Source organism: Halomonas terrestris (assembly GCF_049166755.1).
Lineage (GTDB): Bacteria > Pseudomonadota > Gammaproteobacteria > Pseudomonadales > Halomonadaceae > Halomonas.
Window position 1 is genome coordinate 32,849 of the sequence record NZ_JBMHFZ010000006.1, and the last position, 23,767, is coordinate 56,615.

19 protein-coding genes are annotated in these 23,767 nt (G+C 69.5%); 15 read left to right on the forward strand and 4 right to left on the reverse strand.

Going from position 1 to position 23,767, the window contains the following annotated elements:
- The first annotated feature begins 50 nt into the window (after positions 1 to 50).
- The 7 genes from ACOMD9_RS07780 to ACOMD9_RS07810 all read left to right on the forward strand — a co-directional run bounded on the left by ACOMD9_RS07780 (position 51) and on the right by ACOMD9_RS07810 (position 8,451).
- Positions 51 to 1,010 (forward strand): ATP-binding protein, encoded by a 960-nt coding sequence (locus ACOMD9_RS07780; RefSeq protein ID WP_421413422.1) that lies wholly within the window; start codon positions 51 to 53, stop codon positions 1,008 to 1,010.
- A gap of 88 nt (positions 1,011 to 1,098) precedes the next feature.
- Complete coding sequence (locus tag ACOMD9_RS07785) at positions 1,099 to 3,597, forward strand: DUF3141 domain-containing protein (protein ID WP_421413423.1); 2,499 nt, start codon at positions 1,099 to 1,101, stop codon at positions 3,595 to 3,597.
- Between the two features lie 259 nt (positions 3,598 to 3,856).
- Positions 3,857 to 6,484 carry a type I DNA topoisomerase gene (gene topA / locus ACOMD9_RS07790; protein WP_421413425.1) on the forward strand — a complete coding sequence of 876 codons (2,628 nt, stop codon included), beginning with the start codon at positions 3,857 to 3,859 and terminating at the stop codon, positions 6,482 to 6,484.
- A complete protein-coding gene (locus ACOMD9_RS07795) occupies positions 6,481 to 6,945 on the forward strand; it encodes a DUF6586 family protein (protein WP_421413427.1) in 465 nt (154 codons plus the stop codon). Before topA ends, ACOMD9_RS07795 begins: the two co-directional genes overlap by 4 nt.
- A 5-nt stretch (positions 6,946 to 6,950) precedes the next feature.
- Positions 6,951 to 7,430: a LabA-like NYN domain-containing protein gene (locus ACOMD9_RS07800; RefSeq protein WP_421413429.1), complete on the forward strand. Its 480-nt coding sequence runs from the start codon at positions 6,951 to 6,953 to the stop codon at positions 7,428 to 7,430.
- Positions 7,431 to 7,544: 114 nt separating this feature from the next.
- Entirely contained in the window at positions 7,545 to 8,009 is a 465-nt protein-coding gene (locus tag ACOMD9_RS07805) for a 2-hydroxyacyl-CoA dehydratase (protein WP_421413431.1), read from the forward strand.
- A 10-nt stretch (positions 8,010 to 8,019) separates the two neighbouring features.
- A complete protein-coding gene (locus tag ACOMD9_RS07810; protein WP_421413432.1) occupies positions 8,020 to 8,451 on the forward strand; it encodes a hypothetical protein in 432 nt (143 codons plus the stop codon).
- Positions 8,452 to 8,654: 203 nt separating this feature from the next.
- Here the strand turns inward: ACOMD9_RS07810 and ACOMD9_RS07815 are convergent, their stop codons facing one another.
- On the reverse strand, positions 8,655 to 9,653 hold the full coding sequence (locus ACOMD9_RS07815) for an IS110 family RNA-guided transposase (protein WP_421413434.1): 999 nt from the start codon (positions 9,651 to 9,653) through the stop codon (positions 8,655 to 8,657).
- 221 nt (positions 9,654 to 9,874) lie between these two features.
- On the opposite strand from ACOMD9_RS07815, the gene ACOMD9_RS07820 reads away from it, so the two are divergent.
- Positions 9,875 to 11,467, forward strand: coding sequence for an ABC-F family ATPase (locus tag ACOMD9_RS07820; RefSeq protein WP_421413436.1), 1,593 nt, complete (start codon positions 9,875 to 9,877; stop codon positions 11,465 to 11,467).
- A gap of 254 nt (positions 11,468 to 11,721) precedes the next feature.
- Entirely contained in the window at positions 11,722 to 12,135 is a 414-nt protein-coding gene (locus tag ACOMD9_RS07825; protein WP_421413438.1) for a CopD family protein, read from the forward strand.
- A gap of 45 nt (positions 12,136 to 12,180) precedes the next feature.
- Here the strand turns inward: ACOMD9_RS07825 and ACOMD9_RS07830 are convergent, their stop codons facing one another.
- Positions 12,181 to 12,651, reverse strand: a complete 471-nt coding sequence (locus ACOMD9_RS07830; RefSeq protein ID WP_421413440.1) for a DUF2231 domain-containing protein — start codon at positions 12,649 to 12,651, stop codon at positions 12,181 to 12,183.
- Between the two features lie 69 nt (positions 12,652 to 12,720).
- On the opposite strand from ACOMD9_RS07830, the gene coxB reads away from it, so the two are divergent.
- From coxB to ACOMD9_RS07850, 4 genes are read left to right on the forward strand one after another with little or no spacing between them, the layout of a single operon-like run.
- On the forward strand, positions 12,721 to 13,707 hold the full coding sequence (gene coxB, locus ACOMD9_RS07835) for a cytochrome c oxidase subunit II (protein ID WP_421413443.1): 987 nt from the start codon (positions 12,721 to 12,723) through the stop codon (positions 13,705 to 13,707).
- Positions 13,704 to 16,226 (forward strand): cytochrome c oxidase subunit I, encoded by a 2,523-nt coding sequence (gene ctaD, locus ACOMD9_RS07840; protein ID WP_421413446.1) that lies wholly within the window; start codon positions 13,704 to 13,706, stop codon positions 16,224 to 16,226. Before coxB ends, ctaD begins: the two co-directional genes overlap by 4 nt.
- The gene (locus ACOMD9_RS07845; RefSeq protein ID WP_421413448.1) at positions 16,223 to 16,579 is read left to right on the forward strand and encodes a hypothetical protein; all 357 of its coding nucleotides are present in this window, start codon (positions 16,223 to 16,225) and stop codon (positions 16,577 to 16,579) included. The genes ctaD and ACOMD9_RS07845 overlap by 4 nt, the downstream gene beginning before the upstream one ends.
- A gap of 16 nt (positions 16,580 to 16,595) precedes the next feature.
- On the forward strand, positions 16,596 to 18,875 hold the full coding sequence (locus tag ACOMD9_RS07850; RefSeq protein ID WP_421413449.1) for a heavy metal translocating P-type ATPase: 2,280 nt from the start codon (positions 16,596 to 16,598) through the stop codon (positions 18,873 to 18,875).
- Here the strand turns inward: ACOMD9_RS07850 and ACOMD9_RS07855 are convergent.
- Positions 18,872 to 21,295: a phosphoketolase family protein gene (locus ACOMD9_RS07855; protein ID WP_421413451.1), complete on the reverse strand. Its 2,424-nt coding sequence runs from the start codon at positions 21,293 to 21,295 to the stop codon at positions 18,872 to 18,874. The two genes, ACOMD9_RS07850 and ACOMD9_RS07855, sit on opposite strands and share 4 nt — an antisense overlap.
- Before the next feature lie 230 nt (positions 21,296 to 21,525).
- Between ACOMD9_RS07855 and ACOMD9_RS07860 the strand changes: the two genes are divergently transcribed.
- Positions 21,526 to 22,140, forward strand: coding sequence for a L,D-transpeptidase family protein (locus ACOMD9_RS07860; RefSeq protein WP_421413452.1), 615 nt, complete (start codon positions 21,526 to 21,528; stop codon positions 22,138 to 22,140).
- Between the two features lie 175 nt (positions 22,141 to 22,315).
- The gene (locus ACOMD9_RS07865; RefSeq protein WP_282721603.1) at positions 22,316 to 22,579 is read left to right on the forward strand and encodes an Lpp/OprI family alanine-zipper lipoprotein; all 264 of its coding nucleotides are present in this window, start codon (positions 22,316 to 22,318) and stop codon (positions 22,577 to 22,579) included.
- Between the two features lie 114 nt (positions 22,580 to 22,693).
- Here the strand turns inward: ACOMD9_RS07865 and ACOMD9_RS07870 are convergent, their stop codons facing one another.
- Positions 22,694 to 23,728, reverse strand: coding sequence for a L,D-transpeptidase family protein (locus ACOMD9_RS07870; protein WP_421413734.1), 1,035 nt, complete (start codon positions 23,726 to 23,728; stop codon positions 22,694 to 22,696).
- Between the last annotated feature and the right edge of the window lie 39 nt (positions 23,729 to 23,767).

A 23,767-nucleotide genomic window follows, 5' to 3' on the forward strand; every position in this document is an offset into this window, starting at 1 on the left:
GCTGTCATGCTAGCATCGCCGGTCCCGTCCGGGCCATCACCGGAGTTGCCATGACGCCCCGAACCTTCCGCCTCCCCGGCGCCAGTGATCCCTCTCCCCGGCTGCTGCTGGCGGCCTCCACCCTTGCCGGCCTGAGCGTCCGCCAGGCCAGCCGCGAGCTCGGCATCGATTGTCTCGAGGCCACGACCCCGGACGAGCCGTTCGACAGCCTGGTCGAACGCGCCCTTGCCGCGCACTGCCGCGCCCTGCACCCGGGCGAGTGCGAGCCGGCCCGGCAGCTTGCCCTGGCCCTGGCCTGTCGTCGCGGCGGGCTTGCCTTCATCGGGCCGCCCCCCGCACTGATCGAGGCCATGTGCGACGGCCAGGCGATGTGCCAGCTGATGCGCGAGGCGGGATTGCCGCTGGCTTCGCCCGGCATGGCAGGGGAGGTGGTACGGGTGCCGGTGCTGGCGGATGGCGGCGGCCGGGTGCGCTACCTGCCGGCCCGCCATGCCCCCCGTGCCGACCTGGTCATGGCGCCCGTCGCCGGGTTGACGCTGGAGCGGCACGCCTACCTGGGCCGGCTTGCCGTGCAGGGGGTGGCGAGCATCGGGCTCGAGGGCCTGGTGACGCTGAGCTTCCGGGTGGGGGATAACCGCATCGGTTTCATGGCCATGACCCCGGGGTTGTCGGGCAGCGAGGCGCTGGACGAGGCCCTGACCGGGCTCGATCCGGTGGTCGAGCAATTGCGGCTGGGCGCGGGGGAACGGCTGCGGGCTCGACAGCCGAGCCTGGCTCCCCGGGGACATGCCCTGCAGTGGCGACTCTGCCTCGATCCCGGGGCGGCCTTCTCGGGCGGTCCGGGGCTGCGCCTCGACCGGCCTCCCGAGGCGCCTGATGCCGCACGCCTGCTGGCCCGCGGGCGCCAGCCGGAGGACGCCGCCCGACGAGCCCGGCGCGCTCTCGAGGAACTGCTCGGCGCCTCGCGGGCCAGGTCGCTGATGACGGCCGTTCCCCGCGGCTGGCGTTGAACAGACGGTCAATCTCTGCTCGTCGTGTTGGCGAAAATGCGCTATATTGCATTGCAGCATTTCTCCCACGCAACGCCAGGAGCTCGTGATGAACCTTCCGATGCCGACACCTCCGGCAGCCGCGCTGTCCTTCCTGGATCCGTTCGGCTTTGGACGCGCCGCAGGCCGTTACTGGCTGGATGCCTTCGAGCGAAGCGTGCTCTACATGGACGTCATGCGCGTCCGTGGCAACCAGTATCTCGAGCATATCGACAAGACCAAGCCAAGCGTGCTGGGCTTCGAGGCCGAGGTGCTGATCGACGGTCGCGAGCTGGCGCGGCCGGTCAACTACGAACTGCTGCGTATCCTGCCCCCGGAGGGCCAGGAGACCGACCCCCAGATGCGCCCCTTCGTGGTGGTGGATCCCCGTGCCGGCCACGGCCCGGGCATCGGCGGCTTCAAGCCCGACAGCGAGATCGGCGTGGCGCTGCGGGCCGGACACCCCTGCTACTTCATCGGCTTTCTGCCGTATCCCGAGGAGGGGCAGACCGTCGAGGACGTGGTCGAGGCGGAGATCGCCTTCCTGCGCCACGTGGTCGAATCCCATGCGGCCAGCGCCGAGAAGCCCATGGTCGTCGGCAACTGCCAGGCGGGCTGGCAGCTCATGATGGCGGCGTCGCTGGAGCCCGACCTGTTCGGCCCGATCCTGATCGCCGGGGCGCCGCTCTCCTACTGGGCGGGCGAGCGCGGCCGCGCGCCCATGCGCTACACCGGGGGCATGACCGGCGGCAGCTGGGTGACCTCCCTGGTCAGCGACCTGGGTGACGGCCACTTCGACGGCGCCTGGCTGGTGCAGAACTTCGAGAACATGAACCCGGCCAACACCTTCTGGACGAAGCAGTATCGCCTCTACGCCAACGTGGACACCGAAGCCGAGCGCTACCTGGAGTTCGAGCGCTGGTGGGGCGGTCACGTGGTACTGGGCGGTGACGAGATCCAGTACATCGTCGACAACCTCTTCGTCGGCAACCGCCTCTCCACGGCCCAACTGGTGACCTCCGACGGGCGACGCATCGACCTGCGCAATGTGCGCTCGCCGGTGGTGGTGTTCTGTTCCCGGGGCGACGACATCACGCCGCCACCCCAGGCACTGGGTTGGGTGCGGGACCTCTACGCCGGGGCGGAGGACATCGTCGCCAACGAGCAGACCATCGTCTACTGCGTCCATGACACCACCGGCCACCTGGGCATCTTCGTCTCGGGCAGCGTGTCCCGCAAGGAGCATGCCGAGTTCACCGCCAACATGGACTACATCGACGTGCTGCCGCCGGGGCTCTACGAGACCACCGTGTCCACGGCCGCGGAGCGCGAGGATGCCGAGCTGATCGAGCGGGACTACCTGCTGGAGTTTTCGCCGCGCACCATCGAGGAGCTCGACCACTACGTCCAGCACTCACCGGAGGACGACACGCGGTTCGCCACCGTGGCCCGGATATCGGAGATCAACCTGGGTCTGTATCGCCTCTTCGTGCAGCCCTGGGTGCGTGCCCTGTCCACGCCGGAATCGGCGAAGTGGCTGCGTCGCATGCACCCCAATCGCCTGGGCTACCGCCTGCTCTCCGATCGCAACCCGCTGATGACCGCGGTGCCGGTGCTGGCCGAGCGGATTCGCGCCAACCGCCACCCGCTGGACGAGGACAACCTGTTCCGCGTGCTGGAATCGATCGCTTCCGATCAGATCGCCGGCAGCCTGAATGCCTGGCGTGACCTGCGCGACGGCGCCATCGAGCGCACCTTCCTCGACCTCTACGGCCAGCCGTTGCTGCAGTCCCTGGTGGGGCTGGGGGGCGACGCCCACGCGCATCGCCGCCTTCCCGGCGCCGAGCCGGAGCACCGCCGCTTCATCGAACGTCGCCGGAACGAACTGCGCGAGCACATTGCCGAGGGGGGCAGCCACGAGGCGGTCATTCGTGCGTTGATCTTCGTGCTGGGCGGCGCCCCGTCCACCGACGAGCGCAACTTCAAGCGGCTGAGGGCGACCCACGCCGAACTGGAGTCCGAGCTCTCCGTGGCCGACTTCAAGCGCCTGATGCGCGAGCAGTTCTTCATCCTCAAGCTGGACCGCGAGGCGGCCGTCGAGGCGCTGCCCGAGCTGCTCGAGGGACAGACGGCGGAGCAGATCGCCGATCACCTGATGCACATCGAGCACGTGCTGGCGGCCAGTGGCGAACTCTCCGAGCACTCTGCCGATCGGCTGGAGCGGGTCAAGTCGCTGTTCGAGCAGGCCATCGACCAGGCACCGCTGGTCGAGGCGCAGTCGCGTGCCGAGGCCGAGGAGTGGGTGGCCAGCCAGGCCGAGGCCCAGCGCCAGGCCTTCAGCGACGTGGAGGGCCTGATGGAGTCGCAGCCGGCCGCCGGGGAGAAAGCGCCGACCGAGCCCGAGCCGACTGCCAAGCCAGAGGCGACGGCCACGCCGGCCGCCGGGTCCGAGCCGGAAGCGGAGGCCGGGTCCGCTGCCAGGGCCAGGCCCGCGACCCGCCAGACCACTGCTCGGCGCGGCACCACCGCCTCACGCCGCAAGCCGGGCGGCGGTGGCAACAAGCGCTGATCGCGCCACGCCACCGGGCTTCCAGCGCCCTCGCCGCGACATGCGGCGAGGGCGTTGTCGTTGCGGCGGATGCCTTGCCCATACCGGCCATGGCGGTCTAGGGTCAGAAGGCCGGCGCGGGGCTCGCGCCGAGGTTGCGACTGGCGTGATGCACGGCGCTGGGGTAGGGTAAGCGCATTTTTCACCCGCCGCGGATGGGCGGGACGGAATCGTCAGGTGCGGCCTCGCGGGGCGCGCCATGCACATTTAGTGGAGCACTATGGGCAAGTCACTGGTCATCGTCGAGTCGCCGGCCAAGGCCAAGACGATCAACAAGTATCTCGGCAACGACTTCATCGTGAAGTCGAGCGTGGGTCATATCCGTGACCTGCCGACCAGCGGCTCGGGCAAGGCGGCCTCCGACCCCAAGGAGCGTGCACGCCAGGCTGCGGCGACACGGAAGATGTCCCCGGAAGAGAAGGCCGAGTACCGCAAGCACAAGTCGCGCGAGCAGTTGATCCGGCGCATGGGTATCGACCCCGAGCACGGCTGGGAGGCCCATTACGAGATCCTGCCGGGCAAGGAGAAGGTGGTGGCCGAGCTCAAGAAGCTCGCCGAGAAGGCCGATGCCGTCTATCTCGCCACCGACCTCGACCGCGAGGGGGAGGCCATCGCCTGGCACCTTCGCGAGACCATCGGCGGCGACGAGGCGCGCTACAGGCGGGTGGTCTTCAACGAGATCACCCGGAACGCCATCCAGGAGGCCTTCCAGGACCCCGGCACGCTGAACATCCCGCGGGTGGAGGCGCAGCAGGCGCGCCGCTTCCTGGATCGGGTGGTCGGCTTCATGCTCTCGCCGCTGCTGTGGGCCAAGATCGCCCGCGGCCTTTCCGCCGGACGCGTCCAGTCGGTGGCCATGCGCCTGATCGTCGAGCGCGAGCGCGAGATCCGTGCCTTCGTCCCCGAGGAGTTCTGGGACGTCCATGCCGACCTGGTCTCGAAGGACGGCGAGCCGGTGCGCTTCGAGCTGGTGCGCCAGGGCGGCAAGCCGTTCCGCCCCACCTCCGAGGCCGAGACCCTGGAGCGTATCGCCGCGCTGAAGCAGGCGAGTCTCTCGATCACCGCCCGGGAGGACAAGCCCACCCGGTCGAAGCCGAACGCCCCCTTCATCACCTCGACCCTGCAGCAGGCCGCCAGTGGCCGGCTGGGCTTCTCGGTGAAGAAGACCATGACCCTGGCCCAGCGTCTCTACGAGGCGGGCTACATCACCTACATGCGCACCGACTCCACCAACCTCTCCAGGGATGCGGTGGAGCATGTCCGCGACTTCATCGGCAGCGAGTTCGGGGCGCGCTACCTGCCCGAGTCGCCCAACCGCTATTCCAGCAAGGAGGGCGCCCAGGAGGCCCACGAGGCGATCCGCCCCTCCGAGGTCGACCGCCGTGCCACCGACCTCGCCGGCATGGAGCGCGACGCCGAGCGGCTCTACGAGCTGATCTGGCGCCAGTTCGTCGCCTGCCAGATGACCCCGGCCGAGTACCTCTCCAGCACCCTGACCGTGGAGGCCGACGGCTTCGAGCTCAAGGCCAAGGGGCGGGTGCTCAAGTTCGACGGCTACACCCGGGTCATGAAGCCGGCCGGCAAGAATGAGGACCAGTCACTGCCGGACCTCGCCGAGGGCACCCCGATGACCCTCGAGCGCCTCGACCCCCAGCAGCACTTCACCAAGCCGCCGGCCCGCTACACCGAGGCGAGCCTGGTCAAGGAGCTGGAGAAGCGCGGCATCGGCCGGCCCTCCACCTACGCCTCGATCATCTCCACCATCCAGGATCGCGGCTACGTCAAGCTGGAGAACCGGCGCTTCTACGCCGAGAAGCTCGGCGACATCGTCACCGAGCGCCTCAAGGAGTCCTTCCCCGACCTGATGGACTACTCCTTCACGGCGCGCATGGAGGACAGCCTCGACGAGGTGGCCGAGGGCGAGCGCAACTGGCGCGCGCTGCTCGATGCCTTCTACGCCGAGTTCAGCAAGGAGCTCGAGGAGGCCGAGAGCGAGGCGGGCATGCGCCCCAACCAGCCCGTGCCTACCGATATCGACTGCCCCAGCTGCGGGCGCAAGATGCAGATCCGCACCGCCTCCACCGGGGTCTTCCTGGGCTGCTCGGGCTACAACCTGCCGCCCAAGGAGCGCTGCAAGACGACCATCGACCTGCTGCCCGGCGAGGAGGCGGTGGCCGCCGATGCCGACGAGGAGGCCGAGACCGACGCCCTGCGGGCCAAGCACCGCTGCCCCAAGTGTGGCACCGCCATGGACAGCTACCTGATCGACGAGACCCGCAAGCTGCACATCTGCGGCAACAGCCCGGACTGCGACGGCTACGAGGTGGAGCAGGGCAGGTTCCGCATCAAGGGCTATGACGGTCCCACCATCGAGTGCGACAAGTGCGGCTCGGAGATGCAGCTCAAGTCCGGCCGCTTCGGCAAGTACTTCGGCTGCACCAACAGCGAGTGCAAGAACACCCGCAAGCTGTTGCGCAACGGCGAGGTGGCGCCGCCCAAGATGGACCCGATTCCCATGCCGGAGCTCGAGTGCCAGAAGGTCGACGACCACTACGTGCTGCGCGACGGGGCCAGCGGGCTGTTCCTGGCGGCGAGCAAGTTCCCCAGGAACCGCGAGACCCGCCCGCCCCTGGTCCGCGAGCTCAAGGCCCACGCCGAGGAACTCCCCGAGAAGTATCGCTACCTGCTCGATGCGCCCAGCGAGGACCCCGACGGCCGCCCGGCCCAGATCCGCTTCTCGCGCAAGGCCAAGGAGCAGTTCGTGATGACCGACGAGGGGGGCAAGGCCACCGGCTGGAAGGCCACCTTCGACGGCCACCGCTGGCAGGTGGAGGACAAGCGCAAGTGACCCCGCGATCCCGCACCAATCAGCTGCTCTACCAGGCCGAGCTGCTGCTCGACACCCTGCCGGGCGACGACGAGCACGCCGAGGCGCGGCGCATGGCGGCGGAGGAGGGCGCCCTGGCGCTGTTCGAGCTGGCGCTGCAGTCGCTGCTGCGCGAGGTGACCGAGCACGCCCGCCTCGAGCGCCATGAGTGGCGCGAGCTGCTGGGCCCCGAGGGCGCCGGCATCGCCGAGCTGCACCGCCTGCGCGAGCTGGCTGCGCGTCCCGACAGCTGGCTGGCCTGGCTGGTCGTCAGGCTCGAGGCCCTGCACTCAAGCGACGGCGTGGCCCGGCGCACCAGCGGTGCCGCGGCCGGGCTGATCGCCGTGGGCAACGCCACGGCGCTGGGCGACGAACTGCGCTGGTGCCTCGCCGAGGCCAAGGCCGAACTCGCCGCCCTGCGCGAGACCAGCCAGGAGTGGTGACCCGCATGGCCGCGCAGCGTGTCGCCATCTTCGTCGACGTGCAGAACGTCTACTACACCACCCGTGAGGCCTTCGGCCGGCACTTCGACTACCACGCCTTCTGGGCGCGCTTCGCGGCGGGCCGCGAGGTGGTGGTGGCCAACGCCTATGCGGTGGAGCGCGGCGACCCCCGCCAGCGCCAGTTCCAGGCGATCCTGCGCACCATCGGCTTCGACGTGAGGCTCAAGCCCTTCATCCAGCGCCGCGACGGCTCCGCCAAGGGCGACTGGGACGTCGGCATCGCCCTGGACGCCATGGAGGCGGGGCCGCTTGTCGACCATGTGGTGCTGGTCTCCGGCGATGGCGACTTCGACCTGCTGGTGACCCGCCTGCGCGAGCGCTTCGGCGTCACGGTGACCGTCGTCGGGGTGGCGCCCCTCACCGCCGACTCCCTGATTCGCGCGGCCAGCGAGTTCGTGCCGGTCGACACCCACCTCCTGCGCTAGGCTTGCATCGCTTCCCGTTGATACACGTCAAGCGTGCCCCGGCGGCGTTGGCTAGGATGAAGACAGGAGCCAACCGGCAGCGCCGCTGGCGGCAACGACGAGGAGGTGGCAGGTATGCGTTTTCATCAGATAAAGGAACTGGTCGCCTGGGCGGCCGACTACCATGGGGGCCTCGCCGAGCAGTACACGAAGCTGGCGGCCGGCGGAGTGGACGAGAGGGTGCGCATGGCCCTCGAGTACCTGGCCGAGCACGAGCGCAAGATGCAGTCGGACCTGACCGCCTACCTGGGCGAGAATGGTGGCCATCGGGCCGTGCTGGAGACCTGGTTCGACGATCCGACGGACTTCCCGCATCCGCCGGTACTCGAGCGCCTTCCGGGCTGTATCGACTGCGAAAGCGTACAGAGCGTGCTGGCGACGGCCCTCACGGCCCATCGCACCCTCCAGGACCTCTACGCCCATCGCAGCGACAAGGCCGGCGCCGACAGCGAGCGGGAGTTCTTCGATTCGCTCTCCGCCGGGCACGAGGCGGAGGTTCGACGCATCGCCCGTGACATGCAACGACTCGAGGACTACTGAGGAGAACGCCATGACCGACCAGATGCTATCCCCCAAGATGCTCGGTTACTGGACGAGTGATCAGCTCCGTGAAGCCCCCGACGAATCCGGCATCTTCTGCGTGTTCCGGGCGGCGAGGGATCCCGAGTCCGGCGACATGGACGTGCAGGAACTGCTCTACGTCGGCGAGCACCGCAGCACGCGCTATGGCATCGAGCACCACGAGGAGCGCGACCGGTGGCAGGCATTCCTGCAGCCCGACGAGGAGCTGTGGTTCGCCGTGGGGCTCTGTGGCAGCGCCAACCGGGAGCGCCTGGCGGCGGCGATGATCAATGCCCACAAGCCGCGCTTCAACTCCCGCAGTGACTATCTCGAGCGCTTCCCCTTCGACGAGACCACGGTGCATATCTACGGCAAGAAGCACAAGCTGCAGAGCATCTTCACCGTCTACCGCCACGACTGAGCGGCCGCTCAGAGACGCCACGCGCGGCCCCGGCGGGTGTTCCTGCCGGGGCCGCTGTCGCTGTGGGGCCTGGCTCAAGCTGTTCGCAGAACAGGCGAGGTACCCAGCAGGAGCGCCATGTCTTGTCGGTTCGACGAACGCCCCGAGGTTCCGTGGGAGCTCGGGTTCCCCGAGCGAATGGCGCCGCAGGCGCCCCGGCGGCGTTACCCTGTGCCGCCCAGGAGCCTTTCGGTCTCCCTTCGCCGGGCGGAGCCCAGCTCCAGCACGCGGCGAACATGGCCGTTGCCGGTCCTGGTGATGCCCCCCTGGCGTCGGCTGCCACCACTTGAGTGCTCGCTTGGCACCAGGCCCAGATAGGCCATCAGTTGTCGCGGTGAGTCGAAGCGACTGATGTCGCCGAGTTCAGCGAGCACCGTCATGGCCGTGATCAGACCGATCCCGCGCATCGCCATCAACGCCTCGACCACCGGAGCCAGCGACCAGCTCGGCAGCGCCGCTGCCATCTGCTTTTCCAGGCCAGCCACTCGCCTCTGGGCTTCTTTCACGGCATCGACGTACTCCTCCAGCACGATCTGCTGAACCGGGGTGTCGAAGCGGACCGTCTCCAGCCAGCGAAAGTGAATGGGAATCCACTTGCTCTTGCCACGGTAGACCTTGCCATGCCGCAGCAGGAAGGCGCTCAGCCGCTGGCGGGCCTTGAGCTCGATGGCCTTCATGTCCTCCCGCGCTCGCGTCAGGTCGCGAATCGCCTCCTGCTCCGGTGTGGGCACCCACACCGGGGTGAGTTCGCCCGAGCGGGACAGGCGGGCCAACATCTGCGCATCACGGCGGTCGGTCTTGACGCGATCACCGGCGCGGCGGGGGATCAACGACGGAGCCACCACCTCGCAGTCATGACCGCTGGCCTGGACCTGATGATAGAGCCCATAGCCGCAGGGTCCCGCTTCGTAGCTGAACAACAAGGGCTGACCGCCAAAACGCTCGTTTAGCTGACGAACCAACTTGTCCACGGCCTTGGGCTCGTTGGGAATCTCGCCACGAAACTCGGGCTCCTGACGCCCCACTTCGGCAAGGGATACCGCAATGGTGGCTTTATGCACGTCCAGGCCAATATAAGCAGCATGGACGTTGCTGGCAGCGCTGAGTCGTTCAGCCACAGCCCCCTTAACAACGGATTGCTGAGTTGCGTTAGACTGATTCATGACCTGCCTCCCTCAATAGTGGCTCTGTGTTCTGGTCCCTACCTCAACGTAACCCACGACGTTGAGGCGGGGCAGGTCAATCCATCATGTCTGCAGTAAATGCTCAGCCTCGGCTGAGCGCCACGCCAAGCCGAGAAGCGCCCTGGCGCAGCGGGCGGTGTGAAGGGCGGCCATAACCGGTACAATCGCGGCCCTTCCATGCACCGACCGGACCCTTATCCTTGATCTCCACCGCCAACATCACCATGCAGTTCGGGGCCAAGCCCCTGTTCGAGAACGTCTCCATCAAGTTCGGCAACGGCCATCGTTACGGCCTGATCGGCGCCAACGGCTGCGGCAAGTCCACCTTCATGAAGATCCTCGGCGGCGACCTGGAGCCTTCATCTGGCCAGGTGATGGTCGAGTCGGGGGCCCGGCTCGGCAAGCTGCGCCAGGATCAGTTCGCCTACGAAAACGAGCGGGTCATCGACACCGTGATCATGGGCAACGCCGAGCTCTCGCGGGTAGCCGCCGAGCGGGAGCGCATCTATGCGCTGCCCGAGATGAGCGAGGAAGACGGCATGGCGGTGGCCGACCTGGAGGTGCGCTTCGCCGAGCTCGACGGCTACACCGCCGAGGCCCGCGCCGGCGAGCTGCTGCTGGGGCTCGGTATCCCGCTCGAGCAGCACTTCGGCCCCATGAGCGAAGTGGCGCCGGGCTGGAAGCTGCGCGTGCTGCTGGCCCAGGCGCTGTTCGCCGACCCCGACGTGCTGCTCCTCGACGAGCCCACCAACCACCTGGACATCAATACCATCCGCTGGCTGGAGGGGGTGCTCACGGCGCGCAGCAGCACCATGATCATCATTTCCCACGACCGCCACTTCCTCAACAGCGTCTGCACCCACATGGCGGACCTGGACTACGGCGAGATCAAGCTGTTCCCGGGCAACTACGACGACTACATGACCGCGGCCACCGCCGCCCGCGAGCGCCAGCACGCCGACAATGCCAGGAAGAAGGCGCAGATCGCCGAGCTGCAACAGTTCGTCAGCCGTTTCTCGGCCAACGCCTCCAAGGCCAAGCAGGCCACCTCCCGGGCGCGCCAGATCGACAAGATCAAGCTCGAGGAGATCAAGCCCTCGAGTCGGGTCAGCCCCTTCATCCGCTTCGAGCAGGCGCGCAAGATCCACCGCAACGCGGTCAACGTGGAGGGGGTTGCCCAGGGCTACCCCGGCGAGGCGCCGCTGTTCGAACGCTTCGGCATGACCGTGGAGGCCGGCGAGCGCATCGCCATCATCGGCCCCAACGGCATCGGCAAGACCACGCTGCTCAGGACCCTGGCCGGGGAGCTTGCGCCCCAGGCCGGCAGCGTGAAGTGGACCGACAGCGCCGAGCTCGGCCACTTCGCCCAGGACCACGCCGACGACTTCGCCAACGACGCCACCCTGTACGAGTGGATGGCCCAGTGGACCGACGGCGGCGAGCAGGTGATCCGCGGGGCGCTGGGGCGGATGCTCTTCTCCAGCGACGACATCGGCAAGTCGGTCAAGGTGATCTCCGGCGGCGAGCAGGGGCGCATGCTGTTCGGCAAGCTGTCGCTGACCCGGCCCAACGTGCTGTTGATGGACGAGCCCACCAACCACCTGGACATGGAGTCCATCGAGGCGCTCAACCTGGCCCTCGAGCACTACCCGGGCACCCTGATCTTCGTCAGCCACGACCGGGAGTTCGTCTCCTCCCTGGCCACCCGCATCCTCGACATGGGCGAGGACGGGATCACCGACTTCAGCGGCAGCTACGACGACTACCTGCGAAGCCAGGGCCTGTTCGGCTGAGGGCGAGGAGCCAGGGGCAAGGCATTCGGTGGGAGCTCGGGTTCCCCGAGCGAATGGCGCCGCAGGCGCCCTGGCGATGTTGCCTGCCTTTGAGACTCCCGCCCAGGAGTCCTTCGGCCTCCATTCGTCGAAGCGTCGAGCCGTGGGAAAGCCCAGCTCCCACAGTCATGGCGCTGCATGGCAGTGGGGGCGACGCTGGACTAGGGTGAAGGTGTTGCCGCCCCGGGTGGGCCGGCGTCACCGCAAGGATGCCCATGCCCTGGATCAAGCTCGTGCATATCGTGGCGCTGGTGAGCTGGTGCGGCGCGCTGCTCTACCTGCCGGTGATGCTGGCACAGTCGGCGCGCGGTGCGCCGCGCTTCGCCCCTGCCTCGCCGCCCATGCCGCGTTTCGTCTACAACAGCCTGGCCACCCCTGCCGCGCTGTTCGCCATCGTCTCGGGTACGTTGCTGTTCCTGGTCCAGGGGCTGGCCGGTGGCTGGCTGGTGCTCAAGCTGCTGGCGGTGACGGGCATGGTGCTGGCCCATGGGACCACTGGCTGGCTGCTGCTGCGGCTCGAGCAGGGTGAGGCCCGGGGGGTGGCGGGCGGCGCGATGGCGGCCTGGGGGCTGGCAGCGACCTGCATGCTGGTGGTGGTGGGACTGGTACTGGTCAAGCCGGCCCTGTAGTGGCGACGCCGGCCGGGGAGGAAGTGGATGCCGACACGTCAGCGCTCAGTCCTCGAGATCAACGCCCACCGCATGCTCGTAGACCAGCTGGCCGCCCAGCCAGCCGGCCAGGGCGATCAGAGCCGCGGTGGCCAGGCTCAGCGCCAGGCCCCAGGGCAGCAACGCCTCGCCGAGGAAACGCCACAGCCAGTTGAGCGACGCCAGCGACAGCATCACCACGGCGACCATGGCATGGCTCCAGGCGGTGACCAGGCGACGGATGTCCTTCACCGACACCAGGTCGATGACCCCGGCCAGGCTGGCGACCCAGCCACCGAAGGCACCGACCCCGGCCAGCCAGAGCGAGGCCCGTGCCCAGAAGGGGTCGCCGGTGTAGAGGTACCCCAGGTCGCTGGCCACCAGTGCCATCAGGGCGGCCACGGGGAAGTGGATCATCACCGGGTGCAGCGGGTGGCCGGCGACGGAGGCGCGGCTCCTGATCGAGCGCTGCGGTCTTCCTGGCCTGGTTTCGGGCATGGCGCCGTCCCTGTCGGCAGTGGGCTCCCTTCCCGCATTCAACGCCCCTGCCGTTGGCGGGTCAAGCCGATGGCGACCCTGGGCGGGTCGCTGCCCCTCCTGGCCGCCTGCGGGGGCGATCACTCCATCCTCGATCCTGCCGGACCGGCCGCGCAGGACGTGGCCTGGTTGTGGTGGGGCATGCTGGTGGCCTTCACCCTGATCTTCGCCGTGGTGGTGGGCCTGTGGCTCGCCGCCTTCCGCCCCCGTGAGGGTCGCGAGCGCAGCGAGGCCGAGCAGCGCCGCCTCGGCCTGCGCTGGATCCTGGGCGGGGGCATCCTGCTGCCGGGCGTGGTCGTCCTGGGGCTGCTGGCCTTCGGGGTGCCCGCCGGGCAGCGCCTGCTGCCGTTGCCGTTGCCCGATGGCGAGACGCCGCGGGTGATCGAGGTGATCGGCCACCAGTGGTGGTGGGAGGTACGCTATCCCGACGAGGCGGGGGAGGTGATCACCGCCAACCACCTGGCGATGCCCGCCGGCGAGCCGGTGGACTTCCATGTCACCGGTGCCGATGTGATCCACGCCTTCTGGGTGCCGCGCCTGGGCGGCAAGATCGACATGATCCCCGGGCGGGTCAACCGCATCCGCCTCGAGGCCGACGAGCCGGGGGTGTTCGGTGCCCAGTGCGCCGAGTTCTGCGGATCCCAGCATGCCCATATGCGGCTCCACGTGGAGGCCATGGCGCCGGAGGCGTTCGAGGCCTGGCTGGCCGCGCGGCGCGAGCCACCGCCCGAGCCTGTCGACGACCACGCCCCGGCCCGGGCCACCTTCGCCGAGCACTGTGCCCGCTGCCACCGGGTGGCGGGGCTCAGCGAGGGCGACACCGGTCCCGACCTCTCCGACCTCGGCGCCCGCGCCACCCTGGGGGCCGGGGTGCTCCCCATGGAGGAGGGCGCCATCGCCCGCTGGCTGGCCGAGCATCAGGCACTCAAGCCGGGCAACCGGATGCCGTCCCACGACCATCTCGACGCCGAGGCCCTGGAGGCCCTGGGCGCCTGGCTGGAGACCCTGCGCCCATGAGCGAATCGAGGCGACCCGAGCCCGAGCGCCTGCACCAGGAGCTGTCGGCGGTGTGGGGCAACCCGCCTGGCTGGCGCGGCCGGCTCAGCGTGGTCAACCACAGCACCCTGGGGCTGCGCTTCATGGCCACGGGCCTGGTCTTCTTCCTGCTCGGCGGGGTGCTGGCGATGCTGGTGCGCAGCCAACTGGCTCTCCCCGGCCAGGCCTTCATGGCGCCGGAGATCTACCACCAGGTCGTCACCATGCACGGTACGGTGATGATGTTCCTGTTCGCCATCCCCATGCTCGAGGGGCTGGCGATCTACCTGATCCCCAAGATGATCGGCACCCGGGACCTGGCCTGCCCGCGACTCACCGCCTTCGGCTACTGGTGCTACCTGTTCGGCGGGATCATCCTGTTCGCCAGCCTGCTGCTGGAGATGGCACCGGACAGCGGCTGGTTCATGTACACCCCGCTGAGCAGCGGTGAATTCTCGCCGGGCCCGGGGTCGGACTTCTGGCTGCTGGGCATCACCTTCGTCGAGATATCGGCCCTCTCGGCCGGTGTCGAGCTCACGGTGTCGATCCTGCGCACCCGGGCGCCGGGCATGGCGCTGCACCGCATGCCGCTGTTCGCCTGGTACATCCTGGCCATGGCGCTGATGATCGTGGTGGGCTTCCCGCCGCTGATCCTGGGCAGCGTGCTGCTGGAACTGGAGCGCGCCGCGGGGATGCCCTTCTTCACGGTGGCCGGGGGCGGCGACCCCATCCTCTGGCAGCACCTGTTCTGGCTGTTCGGCCATCCCGAGGTCTACATCATCTTCCTGCCGGCGGCCGGCATCGTCTCGACCCTGATCCCGGTCTTCGCCGGACGGCCCATCGTCGGCTACGGCTGGGTGGTGGCGGCCGTCGTCATCACCGGCTTCATCAGCTTCGGGCTCTGGGTCCACCACATGTTCACCGTGGGGATCCCCCAGCTCGCCCAGGCCTTCTTCTCGGCGGCCAGCATGCTGGTGGCGGTGCCCACCGCCATCCAGGTGTTCGTGTGGCTGGCGACCCTGTGGCTGGGCCGACCCCGCATGACCCTGCCGATGCTGTGGGTCAGCGGCTTCCTGGTGATCTTCGTCTGCGGGGGGCTCACCGGGGTGATGCTGGCCCTGGTGCCCTTCAACTGGCAGGTCCATGACACCCACTTCGTGGTGGCCCACCTGCACTATGTGCTGGTGGGCGGCATGCTCTTCCCGCTGGTGGCCGGGGCCTACTACTGGCTGCCGCTGGTCACCGGGCGGATGCCCTCGGAGCGCCTCGGCCGGCTCGGCTTCTGGCTCACCTTCCTGGGCTTCAACCTCACCTTCCTGATCATGCACTGGACCGGGCTGCTGGGGATGCCGCGGCGCATCTACACCTACGACACGGCCATGGGCTGGGACCTCTACAACCTGATCTCGTCGATCGGTGGCTTCATGATGGCGGCGGGCATCGCCGCGGTGCTGCTCGACCTCGTCCTCCATGGCCGCTACGGGCGCACCGCGACGCGCAACCCCTGGGGCGCCGACAGCCTCGAGTGGAGCCTGGCCATGCCGCCGGCGAACTACAACTTCGCCAGCCTGCCGCGGGTGGAGAGCCGCCATCCGCTGTGGGAGGCCCCCACCCTGGGGGACGAGATCGCCCGCGGCGAGCACGCCCGGCCCGGCGCCCCCCACGGTCGGCGCGAGCTGCTCGGCGGCGAGGCGCTCACCGGCCGGGTGCGCGAGGTGATCCACCTGCCCGGCAACAGCCTGCTGCCGCTCTACGCCGCCCTGTGCCTGGCAGTGGTCTGCGTGAGCCTGCTGGTGCGCCTCTATCCGCTGGCGCTGCTGGGCCTGGCGGGTGCCGGAGTGCTGCTGCTGCGCTGGTCCTGGGAGAATGGCGGCCATCCGCGAGCCGCGCCCCTGGTCCATGACGAGCCCGAGGATCCGCCCCTGCACTCGCGCACCGCCGACGGTCCCGGGCGCTGGACCATGGGGGTGGCCCTGCTCGCCGATGGCGCCTTCTTCCTCTCGCTGCTGTTCGGCTGGTTCTATCTCTGGACCGTCTCGCCCGAGTGGCAGATGCCCGAGCAGTCGCCGCTGTCGCTGCCGTTGCTGGTCGGGGCAGGGGGCGCCTTCACCCTCGGCGCTGTGTGGCTGGAGCGGCGTCTGCGGGTCCTGCGTGCGGGTGAGGACAGCGGGCTTGCGGCCGCGCTGTTTTCCATCGCCGCCCTGGGCGGGCTGCACCTGCTGCTGGGGGCGGCGCTGCTGTGGCGGGCGGAGCTGGCGCCGACGGCCAGTGCCCACGATGCCGTCCTGCTGGTGGCGCTGCTCTATGCCCTGGCGCACGGGTTGCTGGCCGGCGTGCTCACCCTCCTGCAGGGGCGGCGTGCGACGCTGGGCTACGTCAGCGCCCGGCTGCCCTTCGAACCGGGCGTGGTGGCGCTGCTGTGGCGCTACCACCTCGGCGCCTACTGGATCCTGGTGGCGGCGCTGGGGCTGCTGCCGAGGCTGATCGGAGGCGGAGCATGAGGCGGCATCCTCTCCGGCTGGCGGCCGGTCATCCGCTGCAGCTGGTCCTGGGCCTGACGATCTGGAGCCTGTGGTTCGTGACAGTCTACGGCGGGCTCTCGGTGGCCTGTGCCGTGGCGCCGCCGGCCCCGGCACAGGGGGCGATGACCGGCCTCAACGGCGGACTGGGCCTGCTGACCCTGGCGACCCTGGGCCTGCTGCTGTGGCTGGCCGGGTGGTGCCTCGGGGCGGCTCGCCGTTCGTCAGGCAGGGGGCGCTTCATGGCGGCGCTGGCTGCCGGCCTCCACCTCTTCTCGGCGGCCGGGGTGGCCTTCGTCGGGCTGCCGCTGGTGACCCTGCCGCCGTGCCTCTGATGCCAGGGGGATTCCCATGACACCGGCCAGCGCGACCCATGCCGCTTCCTCCCCCGCACCGGCCGCGTCCGCCGGCGAGGCGCTCTATTCGCTGGCGGGCATGTGGTGCAGCGCCTGTGCCCTGGCCATCGAGCATCGTCTCGAAGGGCTCCCGGGGGTGACACGGGCGGGAGTCGACTATGCCAGTGCGACCCTGCTGGTGGAGGGCGAGCGGGAGGCCATCGACATGGAGGCCCTGGCCCCGCGGGTGTCGCGCCTGGGGTATCGACTGCATCCGCTGGAGTCGGCCCCGGATGCCGAGGCGCGACTGGATGGCGAGAGTCGCCGCCTGGCCGGGCGGCTGCTGGTGGCAACACTGTTCGGCATGTGGACCATGCTGGCGTCGCTTTTGATCTACGTCGGGGCCCTGCCCGAGCCGCGCCTGGAGCGGGTGCTGGCCTGGGTCTCCGGCGCCTTCGCGCTGCCGGTGGTGACCCTGGCCGCCTGGCCCTTCTACCGCGCTGCTTGGCGCACCCTGCGCGCCGGGCGTCCCGGCATGGACGCCCTGGTCTCGCTGGGCGTCATCGGGGCGCTGGCGGTCTCCCTCTGGCTGCTGGGGGGAGGGGCGGCGGAGGTCTACTTCGATACCGCGGTGATGCTGGTCCTGCTGCTGCTGGCGGGACGCTGGGTCGAGACCCTGGCCCGCTATCGCAGCCTCGGCGTGCTGACGGGGCTGATGCCGGCCCCCACGGAGGTCGCGGTGCTGAGAGAGGCCGGTGAGTCGAGGGTGGCGCCGGCCGAGGTGGCGGTCGGCGAACGGGTCCGCGTCGCATCCGGGGAGCGGGTCCCCCTGGATGGTGACCTGCTCGACGACGGGGCCTGGCTCGACCTCTCGCCGCTGACCGGCGAGAGCCGGCCTCGCTTCGTGACGCGTGGCGACCGGGTGGTGGCCGGCAGCCGCAATCGCGACGCGCCGCTGACCCTCGAGGTCACCGCCCGGGCCGGCGAATGCCATCTGGACGGGCTCTACCGTGACATGCAGCGCAACCGGGCGGCCAGGGGCCAGCGGCGTTTGCTCGCCGAGCGCTTCGCCGGCTGGCTCTCGCCGCTGGCCCTTGGCCTCGCGCTGCTGACCCTGGGGGGGCTGCTGGCGGTGGGCGTTGATGCCGAGGAGGCGCTGGTGCGCTCACTCTCGGTGCTGGTGGTGGCCTGTCCCTGCGCCGTGGGCCTGGCCGTGCCCCTGGCCGGCCTGGCGGGCAGCGCCCGGGGCCTGGAGATGGGCGTGGCATTCCGCGACCAGGCGGCCCTGGAGCTCGCCGGCGCTGTCCGGTCGGTGGCCTTCGACAAGACCGGCACCCTGACGCTCGGCGACCTTGCCGTCACCGGCCTGGCAGCGGCACCGGGGATGACGGAGCCGGAGCTGCTCCGGCTGGCGGCCCGGGTGGAGTGGCGCAGCGAACATCCCGTCGGGCGGGCGATCCGTCGCCTTGCCCTGGCAAGAGGAGAGCTACCGGACGCGGCGCCCTGGCGGGTCGAGGAGCGCGCCGGGCGGGGGCGTATCGCCTGGCTGGCACCGCCGACCTCGGGCGAGGAGGCGGACCGTGCCCTGCGTATCGGGTCTCCGGACTGGCTGGATGCCCTGGGGGTGAAGCGGCCGGGCGACCTCGAGGACGATCTCGCCTGCACCCGGGTCGACCTGGCTCGGGGGCGGTGCTGGATCGGCAGCCTGTGGCTGGCCGACGCCCCGCATCCCGCGGCCGCGCCGCTGCTGGCGTCGCTCCACGACGAGGGGCTGGCGGTGGCGCTGATCAGCGGCGACCGGGCACCCCTGGTCCGCCGCCTGGGCAGCGAGCTCGGCCTGACGGCGTCTGCCTGCTTCGCCGGACGAGGCCCGGAGCAGAAGCGCGCCCTGGTGGCGGCGCTGCCCCGGCCGTCGCTCTATGTCGGCGACGGTATCAACGATGCCCCGGCCCTGGCTGCCGCCAGCCTGGGAGTGGCGCCACTGGGGGCCAGCAAGGCGGCGTGCGACGCCGCTGCCATCCTGCTGCTGCGCCCCGGGCCGGGCGGCGTGCGCGGGGCCATCGATCTCGCCAGGAGGACCCGGCGGGTGATGGGCCAGAACCTGGCGCTGTCGTCCCTCTACAACATCCTGGCGCTGGGCCTGGCGGCCTGGATGGCGATCCCTCCCCAGATCGCCGTACTGGCCATGGCGCTGAGCTCGCTCAGCGTGATCGGCAATGCCGGCCGGCTGGCCCTCGGCGGTGGGGGAGCCGGGCACCAGGCCCCGTGTCCCGCGCCGGCCGATGCGATGCGCTAGTCATGCCGCAGCGCCTCGGGATCGCCTTCGCCGGCCAGGGCATCCCGTTCCGGTTCGTCGAGCAGGGTGTCGAGGTCGAGGCCGGCCACCTCGCTGGCGGCCTCGAGCACATGGGCCCAGGTGGCACGGTTGGCGTAGAGCATGCCGAAGGTGTCCAGGGTGCCGCCGCGGTTGCGGTAGCCGAGAAAGCGGGTGCGCGTGCCGGTATCGAGCGGCCGCAGCACGCCACACAGCGGCTCGGGGCGACAGTGGGCCAGGAACACCCGGGCGGGCACGTCCGGTACCAGCTGGCCCAGCCGGCACTGGCTGAGGAGCGCCGTCGCCTCGCCCTCGTCGCGGGCCTCCCTCAGCCGCCCCGGCTCCTGGACGATGTAGAGGCTCGCGGTGATCCCGGCCGCCTCCAGCCGGGCCAGGGCCCGCTGCATCTCCACGAGCTGGTAGGCGCCCACCGCGAACAGCTGCAGGCGTGGCTGGCTGGCCTCGCGCAGGCACAGCAGGCCGTCCTCGGTCAGCTGCCGGGCCTGGTCGGCATCGAGCTGCACCGGTACCGGGTTCTTGGGGACCACCATCACCGCAACGCGACCGCGGCTCGAGTAGAGCGACCGCAGGGCCGCCACGGCGCTGGGGGCATCCACCGGGAAGAGCGCCGGAGCCACGTCATCCATCTCGCCGAGCCAGGCCTCGCAGAGGGTCGGATCCTGGTGGGACTGCTCGTTCTTGCCGTTCTCCCAGGTGTGCGAGCTCACCAGCAGGGGAAGCGAGAGCCAGCCCGGATCGCGGCCCGCCTCGCGGCAGTGGCGGGCGAAGATGATCTCCTGGCGCATGGCGCCGAGCATCTTGACAGCGAAGGCCTCGTAACTGGCCACCAGGTTGAGCCCCTGCCGGTTGGCCAGGGCGGCGCTGACCACGGCCTCCTCGTTCAGGGCGGTGATCACGGCGCCATCCAGTGCCTCGGCCACGCCCGGCTCGGGATCGGTGACCCGGTGATGGAGTCGATCCAGGGTGCGGTTGAGCCGGTTGCTTCGCATCTCGTCGGGGTTGCACACCCGCACCCGCAGCGCCGGGTTGGCCGCCACCAGATCGCTGAAGGCGACATCGATGGCCGCCATCGGCGAGGCCGCCGTGCCGATCTCGAAGCGCCCCATCTCGGGCAGTCGCGGCAGCGGGGGGCGCGGGTCGACCAGTGCATGTTCCCGCTCCCTGGGGCGGGCCTGCCGGTCATGGTCGTTGATCTGCACCAGGGCCTGCTTCAGGGTCTCGAGCGGTACATGGAGGGCCCGGGCGCCCTCGTTGAAGCGTGCGCGGGCGGCCTCGTCGTGTGCCGGGTTGTCCACCAGTGGCAGGTTGTGGGCGGCATTGGTGCCGGCACCGGGAAAACCGAAGCCCTTGATGGTCTCGGCGATCACGTAGGGCAGGCGCAGGGGGTAGCGGACATGGCCGGCCCTGGCCTGCTCGGCCTGGTCGGCGAGCTCCGCCTCGGCGGTGAGGATCGCCCAGACGAAGGCCGCCGGATCCCGGCCGTCGATGGTCAGCGGGGCGAAGCCGTTGAGTACCAGGTGGTCCTCGAACCAGTCGGTGCCGCCGGACTGGCTCATGGTGGTGCGCTGGTCGATGCGGCGACCGTTGGCGATCATCACCGGTACCACCGGACCCGAGTCGTCGGGTCGCCACCAGCGGGCGGCCCAGTCGCTGCCGCGCTGCTCCTCGAAGGCCCCGTCGCTGAGGAAGGCCACCAGATGCTGGCCCGGCAGCGGCATGTGCACGTACTGCAGGCCCGCGAAGCCCAGGTAGCCGCCCTCGCTCATGCCGCCTGCGGTATGGGCGTTGACGTGGCTGCCCAGTGGCGAGACGGGGTGGCCGTCGGCGTCGACGCCACAGTGATAGAAGTCGTTGACCAGCCGGGTCAGGGCCTCGTCGGTGAGGCCATAGCGGGCCGCATGGGTGGGGCTCATGTTGTCGACCAGCAGGTTCACGGCATCGATGGCCGCCACGCAGTGGCCCTGTCCCATCAGCCAGCTCCGGGTCAGGCCGGACAGGCTGTTGGCCGCCAGGTAGCCGACATATGCCGGCACCATGTTCAGGGCGCCCCCGGTATGCCCCTCGGGGTGGGGCTTGAAGTCGTCGGCCATCAGGGGCCTGCCATCGAGGCGCACGCGGCGTGCATAGGTCATGTGCGCCACCAGCCACATGCCCATGTTGGCCAGCAGGTCGGCGGCCCGTAGCCGGGAGAGCCAGGTCCTGCGCGCCCCGGCGTCCCCTGCCTGCCGCTCGAGCAACTGGGCGATCCGCTCGACGGTCACCTCGCCGTGCCGGATCACGCCTGTCCCGGCGGCCCAATCGGCGAATTCCGGGTCGCGGTCGCGGAGTGGGTGGCGCGGCATGGCCTCGGTACGGCGAGAACGGCGGTGGTCGGTCGGCATCGATGTGTTCCTTGTACGGCTGTCGGATAGGGTGGCTGCAGGCCCCGCTCCCCACAGACTAGATGCCGGACCCGTAGCCGGCCATGACGGGACCCAGCCCCCGGGCGCGTTGAGGGCGAACCACTGGCAGGGACCCCCGGAGTGCGTTATAAGGGCATCAAATTCCGTTCCGTCGGGGCCGCCCCTGCCGGGCCACCCGGGTACCCTTCAATGCAGTCGAGAACCACCTGATGAAAGCCCTGTCTCGCCGCCGCTTCACCCTGATGGCGCTGAGCGCTCCGTTCGCACTGCTGGGCGCCCACGCCGCCCAGGCCAACCTGATCGAGACCCTGCTGTCCCGAGCCCAGCTGCCCAAGTACCCCGACGAGCTCTGGGTACTGGTGGACGACCGCGAGGCGACGCTTTCGGTCTACCGCGGCAACCGCCTGCTGGAGCGTTTCGCCCCGATATCGCTGGGCCGCAGCGGGGCCAAGCCTGCCCGGCTGCGCGGCAGCAACGTCACCCCGCTGGGAGAGTTTCGCGTCAACCGTTTCAACCGCCAGAGCGACTGGCACATCTTCATCGGGCTCGACTACCCGACGCCCACCCATGCCCGCATGGCCCTGGAGGAGGGCGTCTACTCCCAGCAGGATTACGACGACTATTTCGACTACTATCGGCGCCGCGGCTACCCGCCCCAGCAGACCGCCCTGGGTGGCTTCATCGGTATCCACGGCATCGGCAAGGGCGACCCGGACATTCATAGCCAGTTCCACTGGACCCAGGGCTGCGTGGCAGTCACCGACGAACAGATCGAGCGACTGGCGGGACTGATCGACATTGGCACTCGCGTCGTGATCCGCTAGGCTTTACATGCGCAAGGGACGTTCAAAGCTATGGACAAGCGCCGTTGTGTATAATAAAACAGCGTTTGACTCCTGTGCTTCGCAGCAGAAGTCGCTGCAAGAAAGCCTGCACATGCAGGAAGCCTGATTCCAGGCATCACCAACGCAGTACCAAGGAAGACTCAAGGAGAACACCATGACTCTGAAGACCACCCTGAAGCTGACCGCCGCCGCTGCTTCCCTGGCCATCCTGGCCGGCTGTGCATCTACCAGCGCCCTGGAAGAAGTGCGTCAGACTGCTGAAGCCGCTCAGGCCGACGCTGCCGAGGCTCGCAGCATCGCCACCCAGGCCCAGAACACTGCCAACCAGGCTCAGCGTGATGCCCAGGCGGCTCTGCAGATGTCCGAGCAGAACCGTGAGGAGATGAACCGCATGTTCCAGCGTTCCATGCAGAAGTAATTCTGTCGGAGTGCTGGCATCATCCAAGGATGGTGGCGGTTCTGCAGTACGAGAAAACCCCGCTGAAGCGGGGTTTTCTCGTTGTGGCGCTGGATGGCCGTCTCCCGGACAGGGTCACTGGCGGCCCAGGGCGGAGAGCTCCAGTTCCTGGAAGAGGCCGTCGGCCTCCTCGAGTCCCTCGGGCGCCGGGGTGGGCTGCTCCTCCGCCTCGCGCAGCAGGGACACCAGGCTGCCGTCCGGGCTCTCCACCACGCCGCGCAGCATGGCGTAGTCGATCGGCGGCTGTTCGTCCCCGAAGGCGCGGGTCACCACCTCGATGGCGTTGAGGATCGGCTCGAAGGTGCCCTCGTTCTCCTCCAGCTGCGGAAAGGACTGGGCATAGAGCACCCCGTCCCGGGACCATCCCGCCTTGAAGGGCTGGTCGATGATGTTCACCTTGGTCCCGCTCGGGACACGATCGTAGAGTGACTCGATGTCCTCGGGAAACATGCGGATGCAGCCGCGGCTGGCGCGCATGCCGACGCCGTCGGGCTGGTTGGTGCCATGGATGAGATAGCTCTGCAGGCCGAGCAGGATCGCATGACGGCCCAGCGGGTTGTCCGGGCCGGGGGGTACCACCGCGGGGGGCGGTTCACCGCGGGCGGCGGCCTCCTCGCGCATGGAGCGCGGCGGCGACCAGGCGGGATCCTTGACCTTGACGGTGGTCCGGGTCTCGCCCACGGGGGTGGCGAAGCCGTCACGGCCCACACTGATCGGGTAGGTCTCGACCACATCCTCGCCGGAGTAGTAGTAGAGCCTGAGCTCCGACAGGTTGATCACGATGCCCTCGCGGGGCGCGTCGGGCAGGATGTGCTGGTTGGGTATGGTCACCTCGGTGCCGGCGAAGGGGGCCCAGAGGCTCACGTCCGGGTTGGCCATGCGGATCGCTTCGTAGCCCACGTTGTGCTGGCGGGCGATGTCGATCAGGGTGTCGCCTTCCTCTACCGTGACGGTATAGAGCTCGCCGATCACGTTGCCGGTCTCCGGAAGGGGGTAGTGGCCGCGGGGCCACTCCCGCTCCTCGGCCATAACGCCGTTGGCGAGCAGGGCGGAGAGGCCCAGGGTCATGGCGCAGCGGAGGCTGCGCCTGGCCAGTGTTGCGGTATTCATCAACGTCATGTCTTCTCGTGCAGGTGGACGACCAGGGGT

Bases quoted from the DNA above. Each gene is read 5' to 3' on its own strand.
- ACOMD9_RS07780 (WP_421413422.1), top strand. From the start codon at position 51: ATGACGCCCCGAACCTTCCGCCTCCCCGGCGCCAGTGATCCCTCTCCC.
- ACOMD9_RS07785 (WP_421413423.1), top strand. From the start codon at position 1,099: ATGAACCTTCCGATGCCGACACCTCCGGCAGCCGCGCTGTCCTTCCTG.
- topA (WP_421413425.1), top strand. From the start codon at position 3,857: ATGGGCAAGTCACTGGTCATCGTCGAGTCGCCGGCCAAGGCCAAGACG.
- ACOMD9_RS07800 (WP_421413429.1), top strand. From the start codon at position 6,951: ATGGCCGCGCAGCGTGTCGCCATCTTCGTCGACGTGCAGAACGTCTAC.
- ACOMD9_RS07805 (WP_421413431.1), top strand. From the start codon at position 7,545: ATGCGTTTTCATCAGATAAAGGAACTGGTCGCCTGGGCGGCCGACTAC.
- ACOMD9_RS07810 (WP_421413432.1), top strand. From the start codon at position 8,020: ATGACCGACCAGATGCTATCCCCCAAGATGCTCGGTTACTGGACGAGT.
- ACOMD9_RS07815 (WP_421413434.1), bottom strand. From the start codon at position 9,653: ATGAATCAGTCTAACGCAACTCAGCAATCCGTTGTTAAGGGGGCTGTG.
- ACOMD9_RS07825 (WP_421413438.1), top strand. From the start codon at position 11,722: ATGCCCTGGATCAAGCTCGTGCATATCGTGGCGCTGGTGAGCTGGTGC.
- ACOMD9_RS07830 (WP_421413440.1), bottom strand. From the start codon at position 12,651: ATGCCCGAAACCAGGCCAGGAAGACCGCAGCGCTCGATCAGGAGCCGC.
- coxB (WP_421413443.1), top strand. From the start codon at position 12,721: ATGGCGACCCTGGGCGGGTCGCTGCCCCTCCTGGCCGCCTGCGGGGGC.
- ctaD (WP_421413446.1), top strand. From the start codon at position 13,704: ATGAGCGAATCGAGGCGACCCGAGCCCGAGCGCCTGCACCAGGAGCTG.
- ACOMD9_RS07845 (WP_421413448.1), top strand. From the start codon at position 16,223: ATGAGGCGGCATCCTCTCCGGCTGGCGGCCGGTCATCCGCTGCAGCTG.
- ACOMD9_RS07850 (WP_421413449.1), top strand. From the start codon at position 16,596: ATGACACCGGCCAGCGCGACCCATGCCGCTTCCTCCCCCGCACCGGCC.
- ACOMD9_RS07855 (WP_421413451.1), bottom strand. From the start codon at position 21,295: ATGCCGACCGACCACCGCCGTTCTCGCCGTACCGAGGCCATGCCGCGC.
- ACOMD9_RS07860 (WP_421413452.1), top strand. From the start codon at position 21,526: ATGAAAGCCCTGTCTCGCCGCCGCTTCACCCTGATGGCGCTGAGCGCT.
- ACOMD9_RS07865 (WP_282721603.1), top strand. From the start codon at position 22,316: ATGACTCTGAAGACCACCCTGAAGCTGACCGCCGCCGCTGCTTCCCTG.
- ACOMD9_RS07870 (WP_421413734.1), bottom strand. From the start codon at position 23,728: ATGAATACCGCAACACTGGCCAGGCGCAGCCTCCGCTGCGCCATGACC.